This window comes from Paenibacillus sp. KACC 21273, assembly GCF_028736095.1.
Lineage (GTDB): Bacteria > Bacillota > Bacilli > Paenibacillales > Paenibacillaceae > Saccharibacillus > Saccharibacillus kyungheensis.
Window position 1 is genome coordinate 1,998,831 of the sequence record NZ_CP117876.1, and the last position, 22,164, is coordinate 2,020,994.

24 protein-coding genes are annotated in these 22,164 nt (G+C 40.3%); 23 read left to right on the forward strand and 1 reads right to left on the reverse strand.

The window, feature by feature from the left end:
* The first annotated feature begins 46 nt into the window (after positions 1-46).
* The 18 genes from aroC (at position 47) to PQ460_RS09175 (ending at position 17,103) form a co-directional block, all read left to right on the forward strand.
* The gene (gene aroC, locus PQ460_RS09090) at positions 47-1,216 is read left to right on the forward strand and encodes a chorismate synthase (protein ID WP_274172413.1); all 1,170 of its coding nucleotides are present in this window, start codon (positions 47-49) and stop codon (positions 1,214-1,216) included.
* Between the two features lie 8 nt (positions 1,217-1,224).
* Positions 1,225-2,319 carry a 3-dehydroquinate synthase gene (gene aroB, locus PQ460_RS09095; RefSeq protein ID WP_274172906.1) on the forward strand — a complete coding sequence of 365 codons (1,095 nt, stop codon included), beginning with the start codon at positions 1,225-1,227 and terminating at the stop codon, positions 2,317-2,319.
* A gap of 3 nt (positions 2,320-2,322) precedes the next feature.
* On the forward strand, positions 2,323-2,694 hold the full coding sequence (gene aroH, locus PQ460_RS09100) for a chorismate mutase (protein WP_273612866.1): 372 nt from the start codon (positions 2,323-2,325) through the stop codon (positions 2,692-2,694).
* A 619-nt stretch (positions 2,695-3,313) separates the two neighbouring features.
* Complete coding sequence (gene trpE, locus PQ460_RS09105) at positions 3,314-4,870, forward strand: anthranilate synthase component I (RefSeq protein WP_274172414.1); 1,557 nt, start codon at positions 3,314-3,316, stop codon at positions 4,868-4,870.
* A gap of 52 nt (positions 4,871-4,922) precedes the next feature.
* Positions 4,923-5,963, forward strand: a complete 1,041-nt coding sequence (gene trpD, locus PQ460_RS09110; protein ID WP_274172415.1) for an anthranilate phosphoribosyltransferase — start codon at positions 4,923-4,925, stop codon at positions 5,961-5,963.
* On the forward strand, positions 5,953-6,789 hold the full coding sequence (gene trpC / locus PQ460_RS09115; RefSeq protein ID WP_274172416.1) for an indole-3-glycerol phosphate synthase TrpC: 837 nt from the start codon (positions 5,953-5,955) through the stop codon (positions 6,787-6,789). Before trpD ends, trpC begins: the two co-directional genes overlap by 11 nt.
* An 88-nt stretch (positions 6,790-6,877) precedes the next feature.
* Positions 6,878-7,489 carry a phosphoribosylanthranilate isomerase gene (locus tag PQ460_RS09120; RefSeq protein WP_274172417.1) on the forward strand — a complete coding sequence of 204 codons (612 nt, stop codon included), beginning with the start codon at positions 6,878-6,880 and terminating at the stop codon, positions 7,487-7,489.
* Entirely contained in the window at positions 7,489-8,682 is a 1,194-nt protein-coding gene (gene trpB, locus PQ460_RS09125; protein ID WP_273612861.1) for a tryptophan synthase subunit beta, read from the forward strand. The genes PQ460_RS09120 and trpB overlap by 1 nt, the downstream gene beginning before the upstream one ends.
* Positions 8,679-9,506: a tryptophan synthase subunit alpha gene (gene trpA, locus PQ460_RS09130; RefSeq protein ID WP_443147196.1), complete on the forward strand. Its 828-nt coding sequence runs from the start codon at positions 8,679-8,681 to the stop codon at positions 9,504-9,506. The genes trpB and trpA overlap by 4 nt, the downstream gene beginning before the upstream one ends.
* 72 nt (positions 9,507-9,578) lie before the next feature.
* On the forward strand, positions 9,579-10,676 hold the full coding sequence (hisC, locus tag PQ460_RS09135; protein ID WP_274172418.1) for a histidinol-phosphate transaminase: 1,098 nt from the start codon (positions 9,579-9,581) through the stop codon (positions 10,674-10,676).
* A 117-nt stretch (positions 10,677-10,793) separates the two neighbouring features.
* Complete coding sequence (locus PQ460_RS09140; RefSeq protein WP_274172419.1) at positions 10,794-11,891, forward strand: prephenate dehydrogenase; 1,098 nt, start codon at positions 10,794-10,796, stop codon at positions 11,889-11,891.
* A 502-nt stretch (positions 11,892-12,393) separates the two neighbouring features.
* Positions 12,394-12,843 carry an ASCH domain-containing protein gene (locus tag PQ460_RS09145; RefSeq protein ID WP_274172420.1) on the forward strand — a complete coding sequence of 150 codons (450 nt, stop codon included), beginning with the start codon at positions 12,394-12,396 and terminating at the stop codon, positions 12,841-12,843.
* Between the two features lie 497 nt (positions 12,844-13,340).
* Complete coding sequence (locus tag PQ460_RS09150) at positions 13,341-13,940, forward strand: RNA polymerase sigma factor (protein WP_204823529.1); 600 nt, start codon at positions 13,341-13,343, stop codon at positions 13,938-13,940.
* The gene (locus PQ460_RS09155) at positions 13,937-14,563 is read left to right on the forward strand and encodes an anti-sigma factor family protein (protein ID WP_274172421.1); all 627 of its coding nucleotides are present in this window, start codon (positions 13,937-13,939) and stop codon (positions 14,561-14,563) included. The genes PQ460_RS09150 and PQ460_RS09155 overlap by 4 nt, the downstream gene beginning before the upstream one ends.
* Positions 14,564-14,724: 161 nt before the next feature.
* On the forward strand, positions 14,725-15,306 hold the full coding sequence (locus PQ460_RS09160) for a histidine phosphatase family protein (protein WP_274172422.1): 582 nt from the start codon (positions 14,725-14,727) through the stop codon (positions 15,304-15,306).
* Positions 15,307-15,403: 97 nt separating this feature from the next.
* The gene (locus PQ460_RS09165; RefSeq protein WP_274172423.1) at positions 15,404-15,910 is read left to right on the forward strand and encodes a gamma carbonic anhydrase family protein; all 507 of its coding nucleotides are present in this window, start codon (positions 15,404-15,406) and stop codon (positions 15,908-15,910) included.
* Between the two features lie 24 nt (positions 15,911-15,934).
* Positions 15,935-16,174, forward strand: coding sequence for an IDEAL domain-containing protein (locus PQ460_RS09170; protein WP_273612853.1), 240 nt, complete (start codon positions 15,935-15,937; stop codon positions 16,172-16,174).
* A gap of 290 nt (positions 16,175-16,464) precedes the next feature.
* Positions 16,465-17,103 carry a DUF1405 domain-containing protein gene (locus PQ460_RS09175; protein ID WP_274172424.1) on the forward strand — a complete coding sequence of 213 codons (639 nt, stop codon included), beginning with the start codon at positions 16,465-16,467 and terminating at the stop codon, positions 17,101-17,103.
* 337 nt (positions 17,104-17,440) lie between these two features.
* Here PQ460_RS09175 and PQ460_RS09180 read toward each other — a convergent pair whose 3' ends face one another.
* Positions 17,441-18,313: a YitT family protein gene (locus PQ460_RS09180; RefSeq protein ID WP_274172425.1), complete on the reverse strand. Its 873-nt coding sequence runs from the start codon at positions 18,311-18,313 to the stop codon at positions 17,441-17,443.
* 219 nt (positions 18,314-18,532) lie between these two features.
* Here PQ460_RS09180 and PQ460_RS09185 point away from each other — a divergent pair, with 219 nt between their 5' ends.
* The 5 genes from PQ460_RS09185 to bshA all read left to right on the forward strand — a co-directional run bounded on the left by PQ460_RS09185 (position 18,533) and on the right by bshA (position 22,157).
* Entirely contained in the window at positions 18,533-18,880 is a 348-nt protein-coding gene (locus PQ460_RS09185) for a nucleotide pyrophosphohydrolase (RefSeq protein ID WP_274172426.1), read from the forward strand.
* A gap of 37 nt (positions 18,881-18,917) precedes the next feature.
* Positions 18,918-19,721 carry a 4-hydroxy-tetrahydrodipicolinate reductase gene (gene dapB, locus PQ460_RS09190; RefSeq protein WP_274172427.1) on the forward strand — a complete coding sequence of 268 codons (804 nt, stop codon included), beginning with the start codon at positions 18,918-18,920 and terminating at the stop codon, positions 19,719-19,721.
* Between the two features lie 33 nt (positions 19,722-19,754).
* The gene (locus PQ460_RS09195) at positions 19,755-20,174 is read left to right on the forward strand and encodes a methylglyoxal synthase (RefSeq protein WP_273612848.1); all 420 of its coding nucleotides are present in this window, start codon (positions 19,755-19,757) and stop codon (positions 20,172-20,174) included.
* Positions 20,174-20,872: a bacillithiol biosynthesis deacetylase BshB1 gene (bshB1, locus tag PQ460_RS09200; protein WP_273612847.1), complete on the forward strand. Its 699-nt coding sequence runs from the start codon at positions 20,174-20,176 to the stop codon at positions 20,870-20,872. The genes PQ460_RS09195 and bshB1 overlap by 1 nt, the downstream gene beginning before the upstream one ends.
* Before the next feature lie 124 nt (positions 20,873-20,996).
* Positions 20,997-22,157 (forward strand): N-acetyl-alpha-D-glucosaminyl L-malate synthase BshA, encoded by a 1,161-nt coding sequence (gene bshA / locus PQ460_RS09205; protein ID WP_273612846.1) that lies wholly within the window; start codon positions 20,997-20,999, stop codon positions 22,155-22,157.
* The last annotated feature ends 7 nt before the right edge of the window (positions 22,158-22,164 follow it).

Here is a 22,164-nt window from a genome sequence, read left to right on the forward strand (position 1 = left end):
GATTTTAGCAATGCACAGTTTAACAGTTTAAAGGGGGAACGCAACAATGAGTTTACGTTATTTAACAGCAGGGGAGACACATGGTCCCCAATTGACTGCGATTATTGAAGGATTACCAAGCCAGCTAGAGCTGGATTTTGAAGCATTGAATTTCCAATTGGCACGTCGTCAGAAAGGGTATGGACGAGGTCGCCGCATGCAAATTGAAAAAGATACAGCCGATATCGTAGGCGGTGTACGTCATGGATATACAACAGGAGCACCTGTAGCCTTGGTTGTAGCTAATAATGACTGGAAGCACTGGACTAAAATTATGAATATTGAGCCGATGGAAGGTACAGACGAAGAAAAACGTCGTGTACATCGTCCACGTCCAGGTCATGCTGATCTGAATGGCGGTCTTAAATATAATCACAAAGATTTGCGTAACGTATTAGAGCGTTCTAGTGCACGTGAGACAGCGATTCGTGTCGCTTGTGGAGCTGTAGCACGTCAGTTCTTGGAAGCGTTCGGGATTAAAGTGGCTGGACAAGTGATTCGTATCGGTGAAATTGTAGCACCACCTCACAATCTTCCACTGGATGAGTTGATTGCTCAAACGGAAGAATCTTCTGTACGTGTGGTTGATAAAGAAACCGAGCAAAAAATGGAAGCTTATATTGAACAAATCAAAAAAGAAGGCGACTCGATCGGTGGAGTGGTTGAATGCATTATTGAAGGCGTTCCTGTCGGTCTGGGAAGTTTTGTTCAATATGACCGTAAGCTCGATGCACGTATCGCTCAAGCCGTTATGTCGATCAATGCTTTTAAAGGTGTAGAGATCGGTATTGGTTTTGAAGCAGGAGAACTTCGTGGTTCACAAGTACATGATGAGATTTTATATAACGAAGAGCGTGGATATCATCGTGCTAGCAACCGTCTGGGTGGATTTGAAGGTGGAATGACGAATGGTATGCCAATCGTTGTCCGCGGAGTAATGAAGCCTATTCCAACATTGTACAAACCGCTACAAAGTGTAGATATCGATACCAAAGAAGCTTTTACTGCTCAAGTGGAACGTTCTGATGCTTGTGCTGTACCTGCCGCTAGCGTTGTGCTTGAAAGTGTTGTTGCCTGGGAAGTAGCCAAGGCTTTCCTTGAGAAATTTGGCGGCGACTCGATGGATGAGATTCGTAACAATCTTAAAAATTACCTTGCTCAAGTGGAGCAATACTAATGTCTGCGGTGAGAACCGTTGATGTCCAACTTGGCGAACGTTCCTATCCAATCTATATTGGAGAAGATTTGTTGCAACAGGCAGGAACTTATTTAGACAATCATCACATTTCTAAGCAAAGCCCGGTATTGATCGTTACCGATGAACATGTGGCTGATCCTTATCTGAATATTGTGGAGCAGTCATTGACTGCTTCTGGATTTACAGTCGTGACCGCGATTGTAGGTGCAGGGGAACAGTCCAAATCGATGTCTGTATTTGAAGAAGTCATGACCAAAGCGATTCAAGGTGGTCTGGATCGCAAATCGACTGTCATCGCTTTGGGTGGCGGTGTAGTAGGTGATCTGGCTGGGTTTGTCGCTGGCTCCTATATGCGCGGTATCCGGTTTATTCAGATGCCGACTAGCGTACTTGCACATGATAGCAGTGTAGGTGGAAAAGTAGCGATTAATCATCGTCTGGCTAAAAATATGATCGGTGTTTTCCATCAACCAGAGTTCGTATTATATGATCTGACAACACTTCAAACATTACCCAAACGTGAAATTAATGCTGGACTTGCAGAGATGGTGAAGCATGGTTTAATCTGGGATAAAGAATTTGCTTATTGGTGTCTGGAACATGCTGAAGAGTTGAAATCTGTAGACATGACAGCGATGGGTTATGGACTGGAAAAAGGATGTTCGATCAAAGCAATCGTCGTTTCACGTGATGAACGCGAAAATGATCTACGAGCAATTCTTAATCTAGGACACACTATAGGACATGCTATTGAAGCGGTAGCAGGATATGGTGAGATTATTCATGGAGAAGCGATCTCTATTGGTATAGTCGGTTCTGCGCTGATAGGGGAACAATTAGGTGGAGAACCCGGTCTGGTGGATACGACACGTCGGATGTTAACAGCACTTGGACTGCCTACTGTATTGCCTGAACGTCTGGATACTGATCGGATTATGGAAGCGATGATGCATGATAAAAAGTTTCAAGAAGGATCAATGACATTTATCGTTCCCAAATCGATTGGTGTTGTAGAGATCAATCACAATGTTGATTATGATCTGGTACGCCGTGTAGTCGAGCAATTAAAGGAAGAGGTGTAAACGATGTACAATCGAGGAATTCGTGGGGCTACTACAGTAATCAATAATGACAAACAGGAAATATTGGATGAAACCGTAGTATTGCTGAAGGAGATTGTAGGCCGTAATCAATTTGAACCTGAAGATATCAGCTGTATCTGGATTACGATGACACCTGATCTGGATGCTATTTTTCCAGCATTAGCGATTCGTGAAATGGAAGGTTGGAATATGGTTCCTTTAATGTGTGCGGTGGAAGCAGCAGTACAGAACAGCTTACCTAAATGTATCCGACTGATGATTCAAGTAAATACGACAAAATCACAACAAGAAATCAAACATGTTTATTTAAACGAAGCCAAGCGATTACGTCCAGATTTAGTCATTTCAGAATAGGGATAGGATGTAAGGGTTGCGTTAGACGTTTCTTTTGCTGTATAGTAGTCGTTAAGATAAATAGTAAGAGCCGTGTAATGAGCTGAGATGCAAGTAGAGGTAGAGAAGAGTATAGATGAGAATGAAACGTAAGCCTTGTCGGCGGGCAGAGCGGATTGATCCATAAGTGTGAAGACACTGTATGTTATTCAATTCGGATCGTGTGCCAGCAGGAAGACAATAGCGAAGACGTTTCAAGCAGTATAACGTGGTACAGCTAGAAATAGACAATAGAAGTATCTGTATAGCACAATCGTAAGCATCACCTAAAATGATGATTATCAGAATTATGGATATAACGAGAGGTACAAGAGTGTATCACTGTTATCATAAATGGGTAATCATATCAAAGTGGTGCTAACTAGATAGCTGACAGATGATGAATATCAGTATGCAGATGTATAATATCTGTTTACTTATTTCTTTGTACTATTTGTAGTGGGAATACTTCGATTCTGCCGGAATCCCAAGTAATCGATTCTGACATTTGTACATTTTGTACGTCTATTGCAGCCTTCATGCGTCGACACGCGTGAAGGCTTTTTTAGTACCCAAAATACAAATCTGAGGAGCGAATACTATGATTCAGCCCAATATTGAACAAGTGATTGCAACATCGAAAGAATATAATTTGATTCCTATTGTCAACCGTTTGCTAGGCGATATGGAGACCCCGATTCGGATTTTTCAACGTTATGCTGATCATAAACGTGCCTTTCTACTGGAAAGTGTAGAAGGCGGTAGTAAATGGGCACGTTATTCGTTTATCGGTAGTGATCCATTTCTTCTGATCTCTGGCAAAAAGGGCAGAATCAAACTTGAAATCAACGGTCAGGAAGCCGAATTAGCAGGCAAGCCTATTGAACAACTCAAAACATTATTGCAACGTTATCGTAGCCCTAAAGTAGATGGATTGCCTCCATTTACAGGCGGAGCGATAGGATTTTTCGGCTATGATCTACAACAGTATTATGAAAAATTACCTGCTCATCGGATAGATGATATGCAGATGGATGATATTCAATTTATGTTCTGTGATCAGATTGTAGTATTTGACCATGTAAAACAACATATTTTGTTAGTTGGTAATGTGCATGTACCGGATAACGCTACAGAACAACAAATTCGTGAAGCTTATACCAAAGCGAGCCGTAAGCTAGAAGCGACAGAAGATTTATTAAAAACGCAACCTTCTATTAGTACGATGGGACGTAGCCCGGTATCGGAAGATGTAGAGATGGGCGAAATTCAATCCAATATGACCAAAGAAGAATATTTGGATGGTGTAGATCGGGCAAAAGAATATATTCGTGCTGGGGATATTTTTCAAGTGGTTTTATCTCAACGGTTTCATATTGAGACAGAAGTATCGCCGCTTGAAGTATATCGTGTATTACGCACAATGAATCCATCACCGTATATGTATTATTTGAAAATGGATGATGAGATCATTGTAGGTACATCGCCAGAAGCACTTGTAAAAGTAGCAGGAGATCGCTTAGAGACACGTCCTATCGCCGGAACGCGTCCTCGTGGTCAGACAGAAGCCGAAGACCAAGCATTAGCTGAAGAATTGCTTCAAGACGAGAAAGAACGTGCAGAACATCTAATGTTAGTCGATCTCGGTCGTAACGATCTAGGACGAGTATCTGAATTCGGAAGTGTCAAAACAGATACATTTATGGAAATCGAACGGTATTCCCATGTGATGCATATTGTATCTGGTGTATCAGGTACATTGCACAAAGATAAAGACTTTTTCGATGCGTTCTTATCCTGTCTGCCTGCTGGAACCGTATCTGGTGCACCGAAATTAAGAGCGATGGAAATTATTGCTGAAATCGAAAATGAAGCACGCGGTGCTTATGCAGGAGCAATCGGTTATCTAGGATTCTCCGGTAATATGGATGCTTGTATTACGATTCGAACGATTATTTTCAAAAACGGTAAAGCTTATGTACAAGCAGGAGCAGGTATCGTCTGGGATTCGGTTCCAGAAAAAGAATACGAAGAAACAGTGAACAAAGCCAAAGGAATGCTCAAATCGATTCGTGTTGCTGAAGCGATGTTTTTACCAAAAGAGCAAGAAAACGAGTCTGAAATCAATCAAGATTATATGTACGGATATGATCGTTAAACATCCTTGTAAATAAATAGATAAAGATAAAAGAGGTAAAGGAGAGACAGAGATGGTTGGAAATGAACTGATGCAACAAGCAATTGCTACCATTATTGAAGGCAAGCACTTAACACGCGAACAGTCGAGTCAAGTGATGAATGTGATTATGAGCGGTATTGCTACTCCTTCCCAAATCGGAGGCTTATTAACAGCTCTTCGAATCAAAGGAGAAACAGTAGAAGAAATTACCGGCTTAGCAGAAGCGATGCGTACTAATGGAGGTAGTGTTCCTGTATTGTCAGACGGATTGTTAGATACATGCGGAACAGGTGGTTCGGGGATTCATAAATTTAATATTTCAACGGTATCTGCGATTATTGCTTCTTCTATCGGTGTACGTGTTGCCAAGCATGGTAATCGATCTGCTTCAGGCAAAGCAGGAAGTGCAGATGTATTAGAAGCTCTCGGTGTGAATATTACGCTAAATCCTGATCAAGCGGCTGCATGTTTGGAAGATATCGGTATTTGCTTTATGTTTGCGCAAGTGTTTCATCCATCTATGAAGTATGCCGCTGCTACACGTCGTGAGTTAGGGGTACGTACGGTCTTTAATATGTTAGGGCCTTTAACCAATCCAGCCGGAGCTGACCGTCAGTTGATTGGGTTGTACGATATTAGTAAGATTGAGACAGTAGCCCATACACTTCATTTACTAGGATTGAAGCGTGCACTGGTTGTAGCTAGTCTGGATGGACTTGATGAAATTAGTATATCTGCCCCTACAAGAGTAGCAGAGCTAAAAGATGGTCAAGTACACACCTATGAGATTAGCCCGGCAGATTTTGGTCTACCTACACATCCAATAGAACATACATTAGGCGGAGACGCTATGGAAAATGCTGATATTATTCGCAGTGTACTGCGCGGAGAAGAAAGTGCTTATCGTGATGTCGTAGTCGCAAATAGTGCAGCCTGTATCTACCTTTCAGGTCAGGCCGATTCACTTGCGCAAGGAGCCGTTATAGCAGCTCAAGCTATCGATTCAGGAGCTGCTGCTCATAAGTTACAACAATTAATAGACACAACGGAGGGATTAAGCCATGTATCTTGATCGTATTGTAGTAACCAAACAACAGGAAGTTGAACAATTGAAAAAGTCATTTTCGGTAGAACAAGCCAAAGAGCAGATTAAAACTTTACCTGCAACAAAAGGTTTTCGAAAAGCATTAATCCAACATCCTCATCATTCGATGGGATTGATTGCAGAAGTGAAAAAAGCTTCGCCATCAAAAGGATTGATTCGTCCGGACTTTGATCCTGTTGAAATTGCTAAAGCGTATGAAGATGCAGGTGCAGATTGTATCTCTGTATTAACAGATGTCGATTATTTCCAGGGGAATAAAGAATACTTAACCGCTGTTCACCATGCAGTACATCTTCCGTTACTGCGTAAAGACTTTATTATTGATGAGGTGCAGATTTATGAAGCACGTTTAATCGGTGCAGATGCTATTTTGTTAATTGCAGCTATTTTGACACCTGAACAATTACAATCGTTTTTTGATCTGGCATTATCTATTGGGCTGGATGTATTGATTGAAGTACATGATCGCGAAGAATTAGCGACCGTATTACAAATTAAAGGAGCTGCTGAACATGGATTAATTGGTGTAAACAATCGCAATCTCAAAACATTTGAGACATCACTTGCGACTACAGTTGAACTGATTAATCTAGTACCCGCCAATGTTCCTTTGATTAGTGAAAGTGGAATTTCTGGAGTGGATGATATGATTTATTTATCAGGTGCAGGAGCTAAAGGCGTATTGGTTGGAGAGTACTTTATGCGTAAAGACGATATTCGTAATGCTGTAACAACGCTTATGGAACCTACCAAAACTGCCAACTTTAATGATTCCAAAAGCACACATGAATAAAGCTCAACAATCATCCACTCAGCAAAGTAACAGCGAAAAAAAATACGTAAAAATTTGTGGACTTCAAAGCGTTGAAGTGCTAAAATCTATGATACAATTACCGATTGATTACATCGGTTTCGTTTTTGCTACAAGCAAGCGTCAAGTGAATCGTGATCAAGCAGCTATGCTGATCAAAACGTTGCATCAATGGCAAAACGATACGGTTCCTCAAAGTGTCGGTGTGTTTGTAAATCCGACATTGGATGAATTAAAAGATATCGTTGAGGTAGCGCCACTTGATGTGATCCAGCTTCATGGTCAAGAGTCTCCTGAACTGTGTAGACAGATTCAAGAGCAATTGCAGAAGCAGGTATTCAAAGTGATTTCACTGACAAATACAGCACAACAACAATCTGTAGAACAACAACTGTTACCTTATCAAGGCGTTGTCGATGCCTTTTTATTAGATACGTATGATCCTCTATATGGAGGAGGTTCAGGTAAAACGTTTGCCTGGGACCAAATAGAACCTTATCATCAGTGGACAGTTACACACGATATTCCATTGCTTGTCGCTGGAGGATTAACGCCAGACAATGTATCATCTCTGCTCCATCATCATTCGCTTGAAGGCGTCGATGTATCAAGTGGAGTAGAAACGGACGGAATCAAAGACATCACGAAAATAACAACATTTGTAGAAAGGGTGAAGGCATAATGACTACATTACCAGATGCAAAAGGACGTTTCGGCGATTTTGGAGGAAGATATGTGCCTGAGACTCTGATGAATGCACTTATTGAATTGGAACAATCTTATTATCAATATGCAGAAGATGAAGAATTTCAGACAGAACTTAAATATTTGCTCAAAGAATATTCTGGACGGGAAACACCATTATATTATGCACAACGGTTGAGCGAAGAATTAGGCGGCCCTAAAATCTATCTAAAACGTGAAGATTTGAATCATACAGGGGCTCATAAAATCAATAACGCACTTGCTCAAGGGTTACTCGCTAAGCGCACAGGGAAAAAGAAAGTGATTGCTGAAACGGGTGCAGGTCAACATGGTGTAGCTACAGCTACTGTAGCGGCATTGTTCGGGCTTGAATGTAAAGTATTTATGGGCGAAGAAGATATTCGTCGTCAGCAGTTAAATGTATTTCGGATGAAATTGCTAGGGGCAGAAGTTGTTCCTGTTACTTCGGGCACAATGACCCTTAAAGATGCTGGAAATGAAGCATTACGCTACTGGGTAAGTAATGTAGAAGATACATTTTATATCCTAGGTTCAGCAGTAGGGCCTCATCCATATCCAATGATGGTACGTAATTTCCAACGCATTATTGGAGACGAGACACGCCGCCAAATTTTAGACATCGAAAATCGTTTACCAGATACAGTTGTTGCTTGTATCGGAGGCGGTAGTAATGCAATCGGTATGTTTTACCCGTTTATAGAAGATACAGATGTTAACCTGATCGGTGTCGAAGCCGCTGGACGTGGTATTGATACACCTCTACATGCAGCAACGATGAGTCTGGGAACGAAAGGTGTTTTTCAAGGATCGATGAGTTATCTATTGCAAGATGAATACGGACAGGTTCAACCTGCACATTCGATCTCAGCCGGTCTCGATTATCCGGGAGTAGGCCCTGAACACTCTTATCTAAAAGACATTAAGCGTGTACAATATGTGCCTGTAACCGATGCGGAAGCTTTGGATGCTTTGAAATTGCTTTGCCGTACCGAAGGTATTATTCCTGCTTTAGAATCTTCGCATGCGATTGCACATGTGGTCAAAATCGCTAAAGATATGAGCAGTGATCAACTTCTAGTGATCTGCCTTTCCGGTCGTGGCGACAAAGATGTAGAATCCATTATGCAGTATGAGGAGGGCGTACAATGAGCATGACCGATCAAAGTCAGAATCGTATGGACGCTACGTTTTCCCGCCTGAAAGAAGAAGGCAAAACAGCTTTAATTCCATTTCTTACTGTAGGTGATCCTGATCCACAGACCACTATTGATATTATTGTAGAAATGGAAGCGGCTGGAGCCGATATTTTGGAGTTAGGTGTACCTTATTCCGATCCACTAGCAGATGGGCCTGTAATTCAGCGTGCTTCTCAGCGTGCGCTTACTCATCAGGTGACGATTCATACTTGTCTAGAAGTAGCAGATGGAGCACGTCAGCGTGGAGTAGAAATGCCATTTATTTTGTTTACGTATTATAATCCGATATTGCAATTTGGATTGGATACTTTTTTTGAAACGATGCAAGCTCATGGGATCAGCGGGATGATTATTCCTGATCTACCTGTTGAAGAGTCTGGTGAAATGAGAGAACGTGCCAAAGCAGCAGGTGTGAGCTTGATTCCTCTTGTAGCTCCTACATCCAATGACCGAATCGCAGCGATTCTAGATGGCGCTCAAGGATTCGTATATTGCGTATCTTCACTGGGAGTAACCGGAGAACGAGCTTCGTTTCATAATAATGTAGAGCAATTTATCCGCGATGTGAAAAGCAATACCGATCTTCCAGTAGCCGTTGGATTTGGGATTTCGAGTAGCGAACAAGTAAGAGAATTTTCTAAATTCTGTGATGGCGTGGTAGTAGGTAGTGCGATTGTACGTCAGATCGAATCACAAATTCCTCTTTTAACCAATCCTGAACGCAAAATCGAAGGATTATTGCAAATTCGCAAATTTGTGGCAGAATTAAAAGAATAAAAAATTACTATATTAATAAAGATGGAGCCCTATCATAGCGGCTCCAACTTTTACATGAAGGAGTTAAAAAGAATGAAGCCTAAATCTCGTATCGTTAACATTCCTGTATACCAACCAGGTAAACCTTTAGAAGAAGTTAAACGTGAACTCGGTCTAAGTGAAGTAATCAAATTAGCATCTAACGAAAATCCTTACGGTTCTGCTCCATCAGTACAAGAAGCGATTGCTAAAGAATTAACTCAGCTACATATTTATCCTGATGGTGGAGCTGTAGAACTAACGGCTCAGTTAGGTGCACATTTGGGCGTTGAACCGAATCAGATTATTTTTGGTTGTGGATCAGATGAAATTATTGCTTTGATTACACGTGCTTTTTTAGAGCCGGGTGATGAGACTATTATGGCAGATCAGACATTTTCGGTATATAAAAGCAATGCCGATATCGAAGGCGCACTTGTGCATGAAGTGCCTTTAAAAGACGGTGTACACGATCTGGAAGGTATGATGGCGCAAGTCAATGGACGTACTAAAATTATCTGGGTGTGTAATCCCAATAATCCAACAGGTACAATTGTATCGCATGAAGAATTAATCGGCTTTTTGGAACAGGTTCCGAGTAGTGTAATGGTTGTTCTAGATGAAGCTTACTATGAATATGTAACAGATGCGGCTTACCCGCAAAGTCTTAAATTACTAGAAAAATATACGAATGTCGTCATTTTGCGTACATTCTCCAAAATTTATGGTCTGGCTGCGCTTCGTATTGGTTATGGTGTAGGTCATGCTGATGTGATCAAATTGATCAACCAAGTACGTGAACCGTTCAATACGTCTCGAATTGGTCAAGCTGCGGCACGTCAAGCATTAGCAGATCAACATTTTGTTCAAGAATGTCATGATAAAAACAAAGAAGGCATTCAATATTTAACAGCAGAATTTGATCGTCTGGGACTTCATTATTTCCCGTCACAGACTAACTTCATTATGGTAGATGTGAAGCATCAAGCATTAGAAATATTCCAATCGATGCTACGTCGCGGCGTTATTGTTCGTGCAGGGCATCAGAAATACTCAACGTACATTCGTGTTACTGTCGGAACAGCACGTGAAAATGAAATCTTTATTCGTGCATTAGAAGAATCTATGCAAGAACAATCAACAACAGTGTAACTTCGTAAGCGCAAGTATAACAATATCAGGATCTATGCCCGCTTTTGTAACGATAAGCAGATATAGTCCTGATATTGATCATACTTGATATCAGATAAAGAATGAGTGGGATATGTGATGACAACTAAAATTGCAATTTTCGGTGTAGGGCTGATTGGTGGCTCGCTTGCACTATGTTTTAAAGGCAAGCCTGATCTATATGTAACGGGCTACACGCACCTCCCGGAATTAATACATACGTATCAAGAACGGGAAGTTGTTGACCATGCTACACTTTCGATCGAAGAGGCGGCACTGGATGCCGACTTTATTTTTTTATGTGTGCCTGTGAGTCTGATCGGTACTTATTTGGATAAATTAAGCCATTTGCCTCTAAAACAGGGTTGCGTTATTACAGACGTAGGTAGTACCAAAGCATCTGTTATTGCTCATGCTGCACAATTGAATCTAGATTCCGTTTATTTTATAGGTGGCCATCCTATGGCGGGTTCAGAACGAGCAGGAGTAGGAGCGGCTTCAGCGCTTTTATTTGAAAATGCATACTATGTACTGACTCCTCCTGAAAACGTACCACAGGACGTTTTAGACCGATTAGGGAATCTGATAGAGCAGACAACAAGAGCACAGATTGTAAAAGTAGAACCTGTAATGCATGATGAGATTGTGGGAGCCATTAGTCATTTACCGCATGTGATTGCTGTAGCACTGGTCAATCAGATTCGTCAGTACAATCAAGAAAATCCATTGTATCGTATGTTAGCCGCAGGTGGATTTCGTGATATCACACGTATCGCTTCAAGTGATCCGATCGTCTGGCGCGATATTTTGCTCAATAATCGGCAGATCATCTTGTCTTTGCTAGAAGATTGGAATCGTGGGGTAGCTGAATTTATCGAGCTATTACGTCAACAAGATTCTCGTGGCATTGAAGAACAATTTGAAAAAGCTGGTGCTTTTCGTGATCAATTGCCTGAACGCCGCAAAGGCATGATTGCTTCGTTATATGATCTCTATTTGGAAGTTCCTGATCATCCAGGGATTATAGGCAAAATCACGACAGAAATTGGTAATCAAGGTATCAATATTAGCAATGTTCAGATCGTAGAGAGCCGAGAAGATGTACCGGGCGTTATGCGGTTATCATTTAGACAAGAACACGATATGGAAAAAGCGAAAATTATGCTTCAAGATCAACAATATAGTGTGTTTGTATAGGTAGTAAGAGCAAGCATTTGTTCAGCGAGTGAGCGCAACATCTAAAGTAAAACATTAAGGAAACCAGTCTACATCTTACAGTAAACTGGCTTCCAAATATGGATTTTTAAATTATTTTTAGGAAATTATGAAAATATTAGCTAAGAGTGTTGACAGAATGAAAGCGTATACAGTATAATGAAAGTACAGTATGGTTTCTCTCCACTCCTATCCAATACTAGCTCCCCCTTCTTAGGTGGGAACAAACCGCTAACTTATGTTAGCGGTTTCTTTTTGTCTTTTGATATCGTAAGACTGTAGTAAAATGGATATTTAATACTTTGTTATACCTCAAATACATACACTATAAGAAACGATCTTTGAACAAGATTGTATATAGACGATAAGATTGAATATAATAGTCAGGGAATGTTTAATGTAGAATGATCTAATCTATCTTACAATTCCTATGGACTACAGTTATCAGATTATATATGAATAGTTATCGTAACAGGAGGCAAAGATGAGAGCAGTCACGATCAGACAACCATGGGCAACATTGATTGCTATCGGAGAAAAAAGATTTGAAACTCGCAGTTGGGCAACCAAACATCGCGGAGAAATAGCGATTCATGCTGGCAAAGCCATAGATAAAAAAGCTTGTGAAGATCCGGCTATAAAAATCATATTGACCAAGCATGGATATATGACGCCAGGCGATCTTCCGACAGGAGCTATTATCGCCACAGGAATGTTAATCGATTGCTGGCAGTCTTTTACACAGGAAGATCAGGTAATCCTAGAATCGGCAGGAAGAATGCGATCGATTACAGATTTTGAAGAACAAGTAGGGGATTATATGGAAGGCCGGTACGCGTGGGAATTGGATCAAATGAAAAGATTGCAAAATCCTGTACCTGCTAAAGGATATTTGAGTCTTTGGCATTGGGATCAAAATACAGATGACAACTAATCCTTGCTAAATAACTTCATAAAATATCTATCGCCAACCGATAATGATTTATAGTCAAAAGGAGACCTACATAAAGAAGCATAGATATAGCAAAATCAAGGGAGTGTATCACCTTTACAATATCCTCTTTTCCCATCTTGCAATCGAGCTTCAAAAAGAATAATGAATTTTTAAATTTTTTTTCTAAAATCAGCAACCTTTTTTGTTTGTACTCCGTCTGATAATTAGATAGGATACAAAAGGACATTTTTCTGAGACTTATTTTATTAAATAAAGCTCTCTCAATCGTACCAACTAACGATAATTCATCGCTTATTATATTGCAGTTTAGTTACATTCGTAGTTTTATCATTTCAAATCCATTTTAAACTAGAGAAGTTGTTGTAAAGTTGTGGGAAATTCGTTTTCTACCGCAACTTTTGCCGTCCGTTTCGGTATTACTTAATATACAAGGAACGGAAAGATGCGGCGGCAGCAACGAGGAGGGTCGCATTAGAATGACAGATGATTCCCTGTTGATTCAGGAAATTAAAAACGGTGACGTGGAGTTATATTCAGAGCTGATGCGTCGTTATCAGCGCAAAATTTTGGCATTTGTATATCATATGCTTAAAAACTCCAATCTCGAGATGATGGCAGAAGATTTATGTTCAGAGACGTTCTACAAGGCTTACAAAAGCCTTCATTCCTTCCGGGAAGTAGATGCTTCGTTCTCGACATGGTTATATACAATTGCACGCAATACCGTACTTAGTGAACTGCGCAAACAAAAAAATGGCAGTGTACCACTCGAAGAAAGTGGTTTTGTTCCTTTAGCACCGAACAGCATGGTGCCAGAACAAGCTGCATTGCGTAACGAACGTGTACAGATGGTACGTGAAGCAATTGATCTTTTACCTGAAAAGCAAAGATCTGCATTGATCCTCCGCGAATATGACCAGATGGATTATCAGGAAATCGCTGAAATTCTTTCTCAGAGTGTAAGCTCCGTCAAGTCTCTTTTGTTCCGGGCAAGAGCGAGTGTAAAAGTTCGGTTAGAACCGTACTTCTATGATTCGGTCTATGATGAGCCTATTGAAGGGATGAAAAGAAAATGAATTGCAGAGAGGCCGAAGAGTTATTCGGGATATATCATGATCTTCCGAAAAATGATTCGCGCCGCCAGGCACTTGACCGTCATATAGAACAGTGTCCGGCTTGTGCGGCGGAATTTCAAATATGGCAGGAAAGTTATGATTTAATTCAGGCTCAGGTGGAAGAAGACAAAGCTTCTGAGCTGATAATGACTGCTGAGGCCGAAAAAGTAAACCTTACAGTTATGGATCGTATTTACGCTGAATCTCCATGGGTATTACAGACTGATCGTAAGCATGGACCTATATTGCGTTTGTTCCGCCGTCGTTTATCGGCCTGGATTCTCTGCTTGTTTGCTATATTTGTATGTAGTTCATTATATCTAACACTCGATTTCTCAGGAACATTCGATCGGGATGCAGCACAAGAACGTGTATCAGGGATTGTACCTACAGCGATTGCTACAAGCGATAATGCAACAGTAGCGAATTCTTCGTTACATTTTGTAGGCTCTGAGCGCGGTCTGATCGATCCTTTGGTTATTCCTATGAGTCCAAGTCATCCTCAATACTGGATGATTTTATCAGTGGTAGGTATGATGCTAGCGTTACTTTCATTACGATGGCTTGCCAAAGCACGTCATTAATATTTCAAATGTATCAAAGCAGTTCACAACCTTAACCATGAACGGAACATGGTGGATGTGAATTGCTTTTTTGTTTGGAATAGGTGCAAATTGTGTTAGTATAGATTATCAATTTGTATCACTTTTATATTCAATACAAATAGAAAGTAGGATATATATCGATGCGTATAGGATTAATCAGACATGGACTAACCGATTGGAATGCTTTGGGACGTATTCAAGGACATAGCGATATTCCATTAAATGATGAAGGCAGAAGTCAAGCGAGACGATTAGCAGAACGTCTGGCTACAGAAAGTGAAGCTATATCATGGGATTTTATTGTGGCTAGTGAATTATCCCGCGCACAAGAAACCGCTCAAATAATAGCAGATCGGTTACATATTCCACTTTTGGAACCAGATCAACGTTTAAAAGAACGTGCTTTTGGACAAGTTGAAGGATTAACATGGCAAGAGCGCGAAGAAAAGTGGGGCGCAGATTGGGAGACATTAGAACTAGGTCAAGAAAAAATAGAAGATATTCAAGCACGAGGTATGGAATTTTTGAATCAGACGATAGAGCAATATCCTGAGCAAAATATTTTGGTGGTTAGTCATGGTGGATTTCTGTCTCAACTGTTTACTCTCCTGTTAAAAGAGGCTCATACCGAGCGAATTGGTAATCTGTCGTTGACGATTTTGGAGCGCACCGAACAGGAATGGACTACGATTTTGTACAACAATATCCAGCATTTAGAATAACCCTTCTTTTGACGGGTTATTTTTTATTTTATTTTTTTGTATAATAAGTGATGCGCTTACAAATAAATTGGTTAAATGCCATTAAGGGGTTAATCACATGTTATTGCCTTATCATAATCAACTACCGAATATCGATCCCAGTGTTTTTGTTGCAGAAGGTGCCAAATTAATTGGTAATGTGACTGCTGGCAAAGATAGCAGTATCTGGTTCAATGCTGTACTGCGTGGCGATCTAGCTCCAGTCATCATTGGGGAACGCTGCAATATTCAAGATTTAGTTGTAGGACATGTACATGAGAAACATCCGTTATGGATCGAAGATGATGTCTCTGTCGGACACTCCGCTATCGTACATGGTTGCCGAATAGGTAAAGGTTCTCTTATTGGAATGGGAGCTATTATTCTGAACGGCGCTGATATTGGAGAGTATGCATTGATTGGTGCAGGTTCACTTGTCACTGAGAACACAATAATACCACCTTATACTCTTTCTTTAGGTTCACCGGCACGTGTTATACGAGAGCTAACCGAACAAGATTTAGAGCGGATGGCACGTACAACACAGAGCTATGTGGACAAAGGAGCAGAGTTCAGGAATCCATGAAATAGCATTATGGAGGTGCGCCCTATGTACAAGATGAAAGTAACCTATGAAGTTATGCTGGGACTAGCGGCTGAAATGGTATGGGATCAAGTACTACGTGAGCATCGTATGAATGAATTACACCTATTGATTGATCAAGCACTTGCAGAAAGAGACGAAGATGCTTTTCAACGTTTAACGAATGAATTGCGTACGCTAGCTTCTGCGGTTGTAGTGTTAGAGCCTGTCGTCGAAATCGTTGAACGCAAATCATTATCGTTTTAATTCCAAAAGTGTATGATGCTCAATATCTGTTTGTAAGCGTAACAAGCAGAACTATCAGAAGTCGTATGGATGCCGTTGTCGGACGTTTAGGAAGAAACGGAATTTGATTATAAAAGGCAATGTATACTAGCCGGCGGAGTCTGCCTATATCAGGCAGGCTTTTTTGTGCGTATTCATAAATGATAAAAATTTCATAGCACTTGCGTGTAATTAGACATCCTATTAAAATGATATAGATTCGTGGCTAACCAAGAATACAGCAGAGTGGTAATAGATAAAGGGGAATGTTTATGTCGATTTCATTATTGTGGAGTAAAGCGCTGTTAACCGATCGTAGAGTGTTATGGTTACTGCTTATCTGTAATGCGATAGGAACAGTGTATGGATACATATGGTATGGATTACAGTTGGAATACACATTAGAGATCAAGCCAACCTGGATGATTATCTTTGTACCTGATAGTCCAACTGCAAGTTTATTTTTTACAGTAGCATTAGCTTTTATTTTATATCCGCCCAAGCAAAACTGGCTGATTGTTATTCGTAAATTATTTGAAGCACTGGCTGTTGTCACTTCTGTTAAATACGGGGTCTGGGCAGTCGTTATGATCTTCTGGGGCGTAGCATTAGGTGATCCATTATACTGGCAAGATTGGATGTTAACCGCTTCTCATTTGACTATGGCAATAGAATCGCTGTTATTTGTCCGTTTTTTTGTTTTTGGTTGGAAATATCTTGTGATCGCTCTGGCATGGACATTACTCAACGATTATATGGATTATTCACAACATATCTATCCATGGCTGACTCCACTTTTAGTCGAACGTCTAGATCAAGTCCGTAATTTCACAGTAGTGCTAACTTTTGTATCTGCATTAGCTGGAGCATTAGCATTACGACAAGCCCGTAAAATACGGTCGTTTGATTAATAAATTTTTTCATATCTGTAGAAGTTGAAAAAACCTGCAAATGTAAGAACACGTTACAAAGATTCACTAAAATAGTACATTTAACAAAAGAAACACAAACCTTAAAAAGGATTGTGTTTCTTTTTATCTATGAAAAGAAAAATATAGCACTTCACAACATAGCGTAGCGTAAGTAAAATCATTGTTCTGGAGAGCGAATCGCTCGCTGTTGTAAACGAATACCGACTGCCAAGCAGTTAATCAAAGTGTTCGTTTACAACAGCGACGATAATAACAGCGATGTTGCTGGAGTGGATGATGCAAAAGTGAATATTTCGATTACTTCAATTATACCAACTCAGCTGTCTTCACGAAATCCTTCGCCATGTACATCATTGACTTCATTAATAATCATAAAAGCACGTGGATCAACAGAGCGTACAATCATTTGTACACGACGAATCTCTTGTCTGGATACAACGCAATACGCAATTTCTTTGGCATGCTTGGAGTAGGCACCGATTGCAGGAATTAAAGTTACCCCTCGATCCAGTTCTTTCATAATAATTTCAGCAATTTCACCAGCATGATCGCTAATAATTGTAAATGCTTTTCCAGAATACGCACCATCTTGAATAAAATCTATTAATTTCGAAGCAATATAGACAGTCACTAATGTGTATAATACCAATTCTTTGCTAATAAAAAATAACGAAGAGCCTATAATCACAATATCAATCACAAGCATAATCTGTCCCATACTCCAGCCGAACTTCAAATGAAGAATACGTGCAATAATATCCGAACCACCTGTAGTCCCACCAAAGCGGAAAACAATTCCCAGCCCTGTACCTAACGTTACGCCAGCATACAAAGCAGCTAAAATATAATCATTTTTGGTCTGAAATGTACCAATCCAGCCTATTTTGATCATTCGTTCAAATAACCATAAGAAAAAGGTAAGCGAAGCGATTCCGACTCCGGTATAAATCATTTGACGTTTACCTAGCAATTTGAGCCCAATTAAAAATAAAGGAATATTGAGAATTAATGTAGATAAGGAGGGCGATATACCAAACGCATAATTCAAAAGCACTGTAATTCCTGTAACTCCACCTTCCATCAAGGTGTTGGGAATAATAAAATACAACAAACCAAATGCATACACGCTGGCTCCGAATATGATCGGAATAATCAATCTGAGCTGATTCCAATATTTGTGCTTCGACATCGCCGATACCTCCGTAAAATAAACTAACCTTTAATAGTATACATTTTTTTATGCATAATTGCATAAAAGTTATAAAAATAAGCAACTGAATAAATATTGAAAATATTGATTTGTGTTCAAAATCGCTTTAGGATAACATTGTAGTAACAATGAATACCGTTTATTTGTTGGGTATAAAAGGTACATAAGATTGAAAATGTGCAATGGAGGCTATAATTAATGACAGAGAAATCTTTAGCAGAAATGCAACGTGAAGTTGATGCGTATATCTCGCAATTTAAAGAAGGCTATTTTTCACCACTTGCAATGTTAGCACGCATGTCTGAAGAAGTAGGTGAATTGGCTCGTGAAGTCAATCATTCATTTGGCGAAAAACCTAAAAAAAATGATGAAGATGACAATTCGATTGAACTGGAACTTGGTGATATTTTATTTATTACGATGTGTTTTGCCAATTCACTGGGGATTGATCTGACACAAGCACACAATCAAGTGATGCATAAATTTAATACACGCGATAAGGATCGCTGGACACGTATAGAAGAAAATAATACGGAAGAAAAATAAATGCAAGAAATCTATTTCCAAGTAAAAGGAGTCTATAATGACAACATTGATTAAAGTAATTGTCGCCGGAGCAGGCGGTCGTATGGGTAAAGAGGTTGTAAAATTAGTACTAGGTGACAAACAGTTAGAATTAGCCGCAGCGATCGGGCGTTCTGATGCCGGGAAAGATGCAGGTCAGTTGGTTGGCATGCCGACAGCTAATATAGAAGTAGTGGCTGATCTGAAGCAAGCATTAGCAGATTATCCAGCAGATGTACTGGTGGATTTCACAACACCTGAATTTGCTTATGAACATGCGTTGTTAGCGATTGAAGCAGGGGTTCGTCCGGTTATGGGTACTACAGGATATAAACCGGAGCAAATACAAGAATTAGATCAGAAATGCCAGACAGCCGGTCTAGGCGGACTGATTGCTCCGAACTTCTCGATTGGAGCTATTTTGATGATGCGTTTTGCAACGCAAGCGGCGAAGCATTTTCCAAATGTAGAGATTATTGAATATCATGGAGATCAGAAATTAGATGCTCCTTCCGGTACAGCTGTCAAAACAGCAGAAATGATCTCAGAAGTTCGTCAACCGATCAAACAAGGTAACCCTAATGAAAAAGAGAATATACAAGGCGCTCGGGGCGGAGAATATGATGGATTCCGTATTCACAGTGTCCGTTTGCCAGGCGTATTTGCTCAACAAGAAGTGATTTTTGGCGGTGCTGGAGAATCACTCAAAATCCGTAATGATTCGTATGAGCGTTCTAGCTATATGCCAGGCGTGAAGCTAGGTATTCAGAAAGTAATGGAATATAGCGGTATGGTGTATGGATTTGAGCGTTTTATCGATTAATTTGAATAATACAGAAGTATAGGGGAGATTTCGATGTTTAATATCGCTTTTATTGCCCATGACCGCAAAAAAGATGAGATGGTCAACTTTGTGATTGCATATGAAAATGTTTTTGACGGGCATCAATTATATTCTACCGGTACTACAGGTATGCGTATTATGGAACATACGAATTTGAAAATCCATCGTTATCTATCAGGCCCATTAGGTGGAGATCAGCAGATCGGTGCGATGGTCGCGCAAAATGATATGGATTTGATTATTTTTTTACGTGATCCATTGATGGCACAGCCTCATGAACCGGATATTAGTGCATTGCTTCGCATCTGTGATGTACAAGGGATTCCTGTTGCTACCAATATTGCAACAGCTGAGATTCTGGTCAAAGCGTTAGATCGTGGCGATTTTGCATGGCGTGAGTTAGTTCATAAATACAAGCCGGAGACACTGTAATGAGTGTTTCTGTCGATATTCTTGTATTTGGTGCTCATGCAGATGATGCAGAGATTGGAATGGCTGGTACGATTGCCAAGCATGCCGCCGCAGGTCTAAAAGTAGGTATTTGTGATTTGACTGAAGCAGAGATGTCTTCTAACGGGAATGTAGAATTGCGTAAGCAAGAAGCAGAAGCCGCTGGCAAAGTATTGGGATTAGCCTATCGTAGTAATTTAGGATTGCCTGATCGCCGGTTAGCACGTTCTACAGAGCAACTGGATGCGATTACTGCGGAGATTCGTAAGTTGTCGCCTAAGATTGTATTTGCTCCTTATTGGATTGATCGTCATCCAGATCATATGATCTGTAGTCAGCTTGTAGAAGAAGCAGTATTCAATGCGAAGCTACGCCGTTATATGCCAGAACTACCTCCAGTCACCGTACAACAGACGTATTATTATTTTATTAATGATCCTGCACCTACAGATCTACTTGTAGATGTCACCGATGTATATGAACAGAAAGAGCAAGCATTGCTTTGTTATCGTTCCCAATTTGGCGGCTTAGCAGATGTAGATATGGTAGAGACGCCACTTACCCAAGGATACGTAGAGCGTGTTCGATATCGGGATAGTCTGGCAGGTCAACGCAGTCAGATTCAATATGCAGAAGGGTTTGTAACTAAGACTCCTTTTGTGGTTGATCTTTTTCGTTAAAATCTCTTTTTTTGCTAACACAATTATAAAGAGTATGTATATAATATAAAGTAATGAACTTACCTGATATAAAACGTAGAGCTTACATCATGATTAATGAGGTAAGTGAAAGGAGACAGCCCTTATGGACACGATGCTCAAAATCGGCATCACATGTTATCCGTCGCTTGGCGGCTCTGGCGTCGTGGCAACAGAATTAGGCAAATTACTTGCTGAAAAAGGGCATCAAGTGCATTTTATTTCGCACAGTGTTCCTTTTCGATTAGGAACATTTCATAAAAATATTTTTTATCATGAAGTAGAAGTTAATGATTATTATGTGTTTAAATATCCACCGTATGATCTGACGTTGGCTAATAAAATGGCTCAAGTGGCTAAAATGCAGCAGTTGGATGTATTACATGTGCATTATGCTGTACCTCATGCCGTGTGTGCTTTTTTAGCGAAGCAAATGGTAGGCGATCATTTGAAAGTCGTAACCACTTTACATGGTACAGATATTACAGTGCTTGCGCAGGATGAATCGTTAAAAGACTTGATTCGGTTAGCGATCAATGAAAGTGATGCTGTAACAGCGGTATCCAAAGATTTGATTCGTGAGACACATGAATTGTTAGATATTACACGTAATATTGATCTAACTTACAATTTTGTAGATAAACGAATGTACTATCCACGCGATACAACAGAACTGCACAAAGATTATGCGTTCGGTGATGATCGTGTGCTAATGCATGTCTCTAACTTTCGCCCGGTCAAACGTGTTAGCGATGTGGTAGAGATTTTTGCCAAAGTCAATGAGAAGATTCCTTCAAGGTTGCTACTGGTTGGCGAAGGCCCTGATCTGCCCAAAATTCAATTTCAGATTCAAGAACTAGGCTTGACCGAGCGCGTTATGTTTCTAGGGAAACAAGATGATATCCCGCAAGTGATTTCACTAGCTGATATTTTGTTGCTTCCTTCTGAAAAAGAAAGCTTCGGTCTGGTAGCACTGGAAGCAATGGCATGTGGTGTTCCAACCGTGGGATCACAAGCAGGTGGTATTCCGGAATTAATTATTCATGGCGAGACTGGATTTCTTGCGCCAATCGGTGATACAGACAAGATGGCAGAACATGCTATCGAATTATTAACCAACCATCAATTGATGCAGACGATGATCAAAAATTGTCTGGATCGTTCACAAAGTGAGTTCAGCAATGAACGTATGATGGCTGAATATGAAAAAATTTATTACCGGGTACTTGGACGTGAATTGTCTCAGCCTTCTCCGGTATGTGGTTGAGGGGATT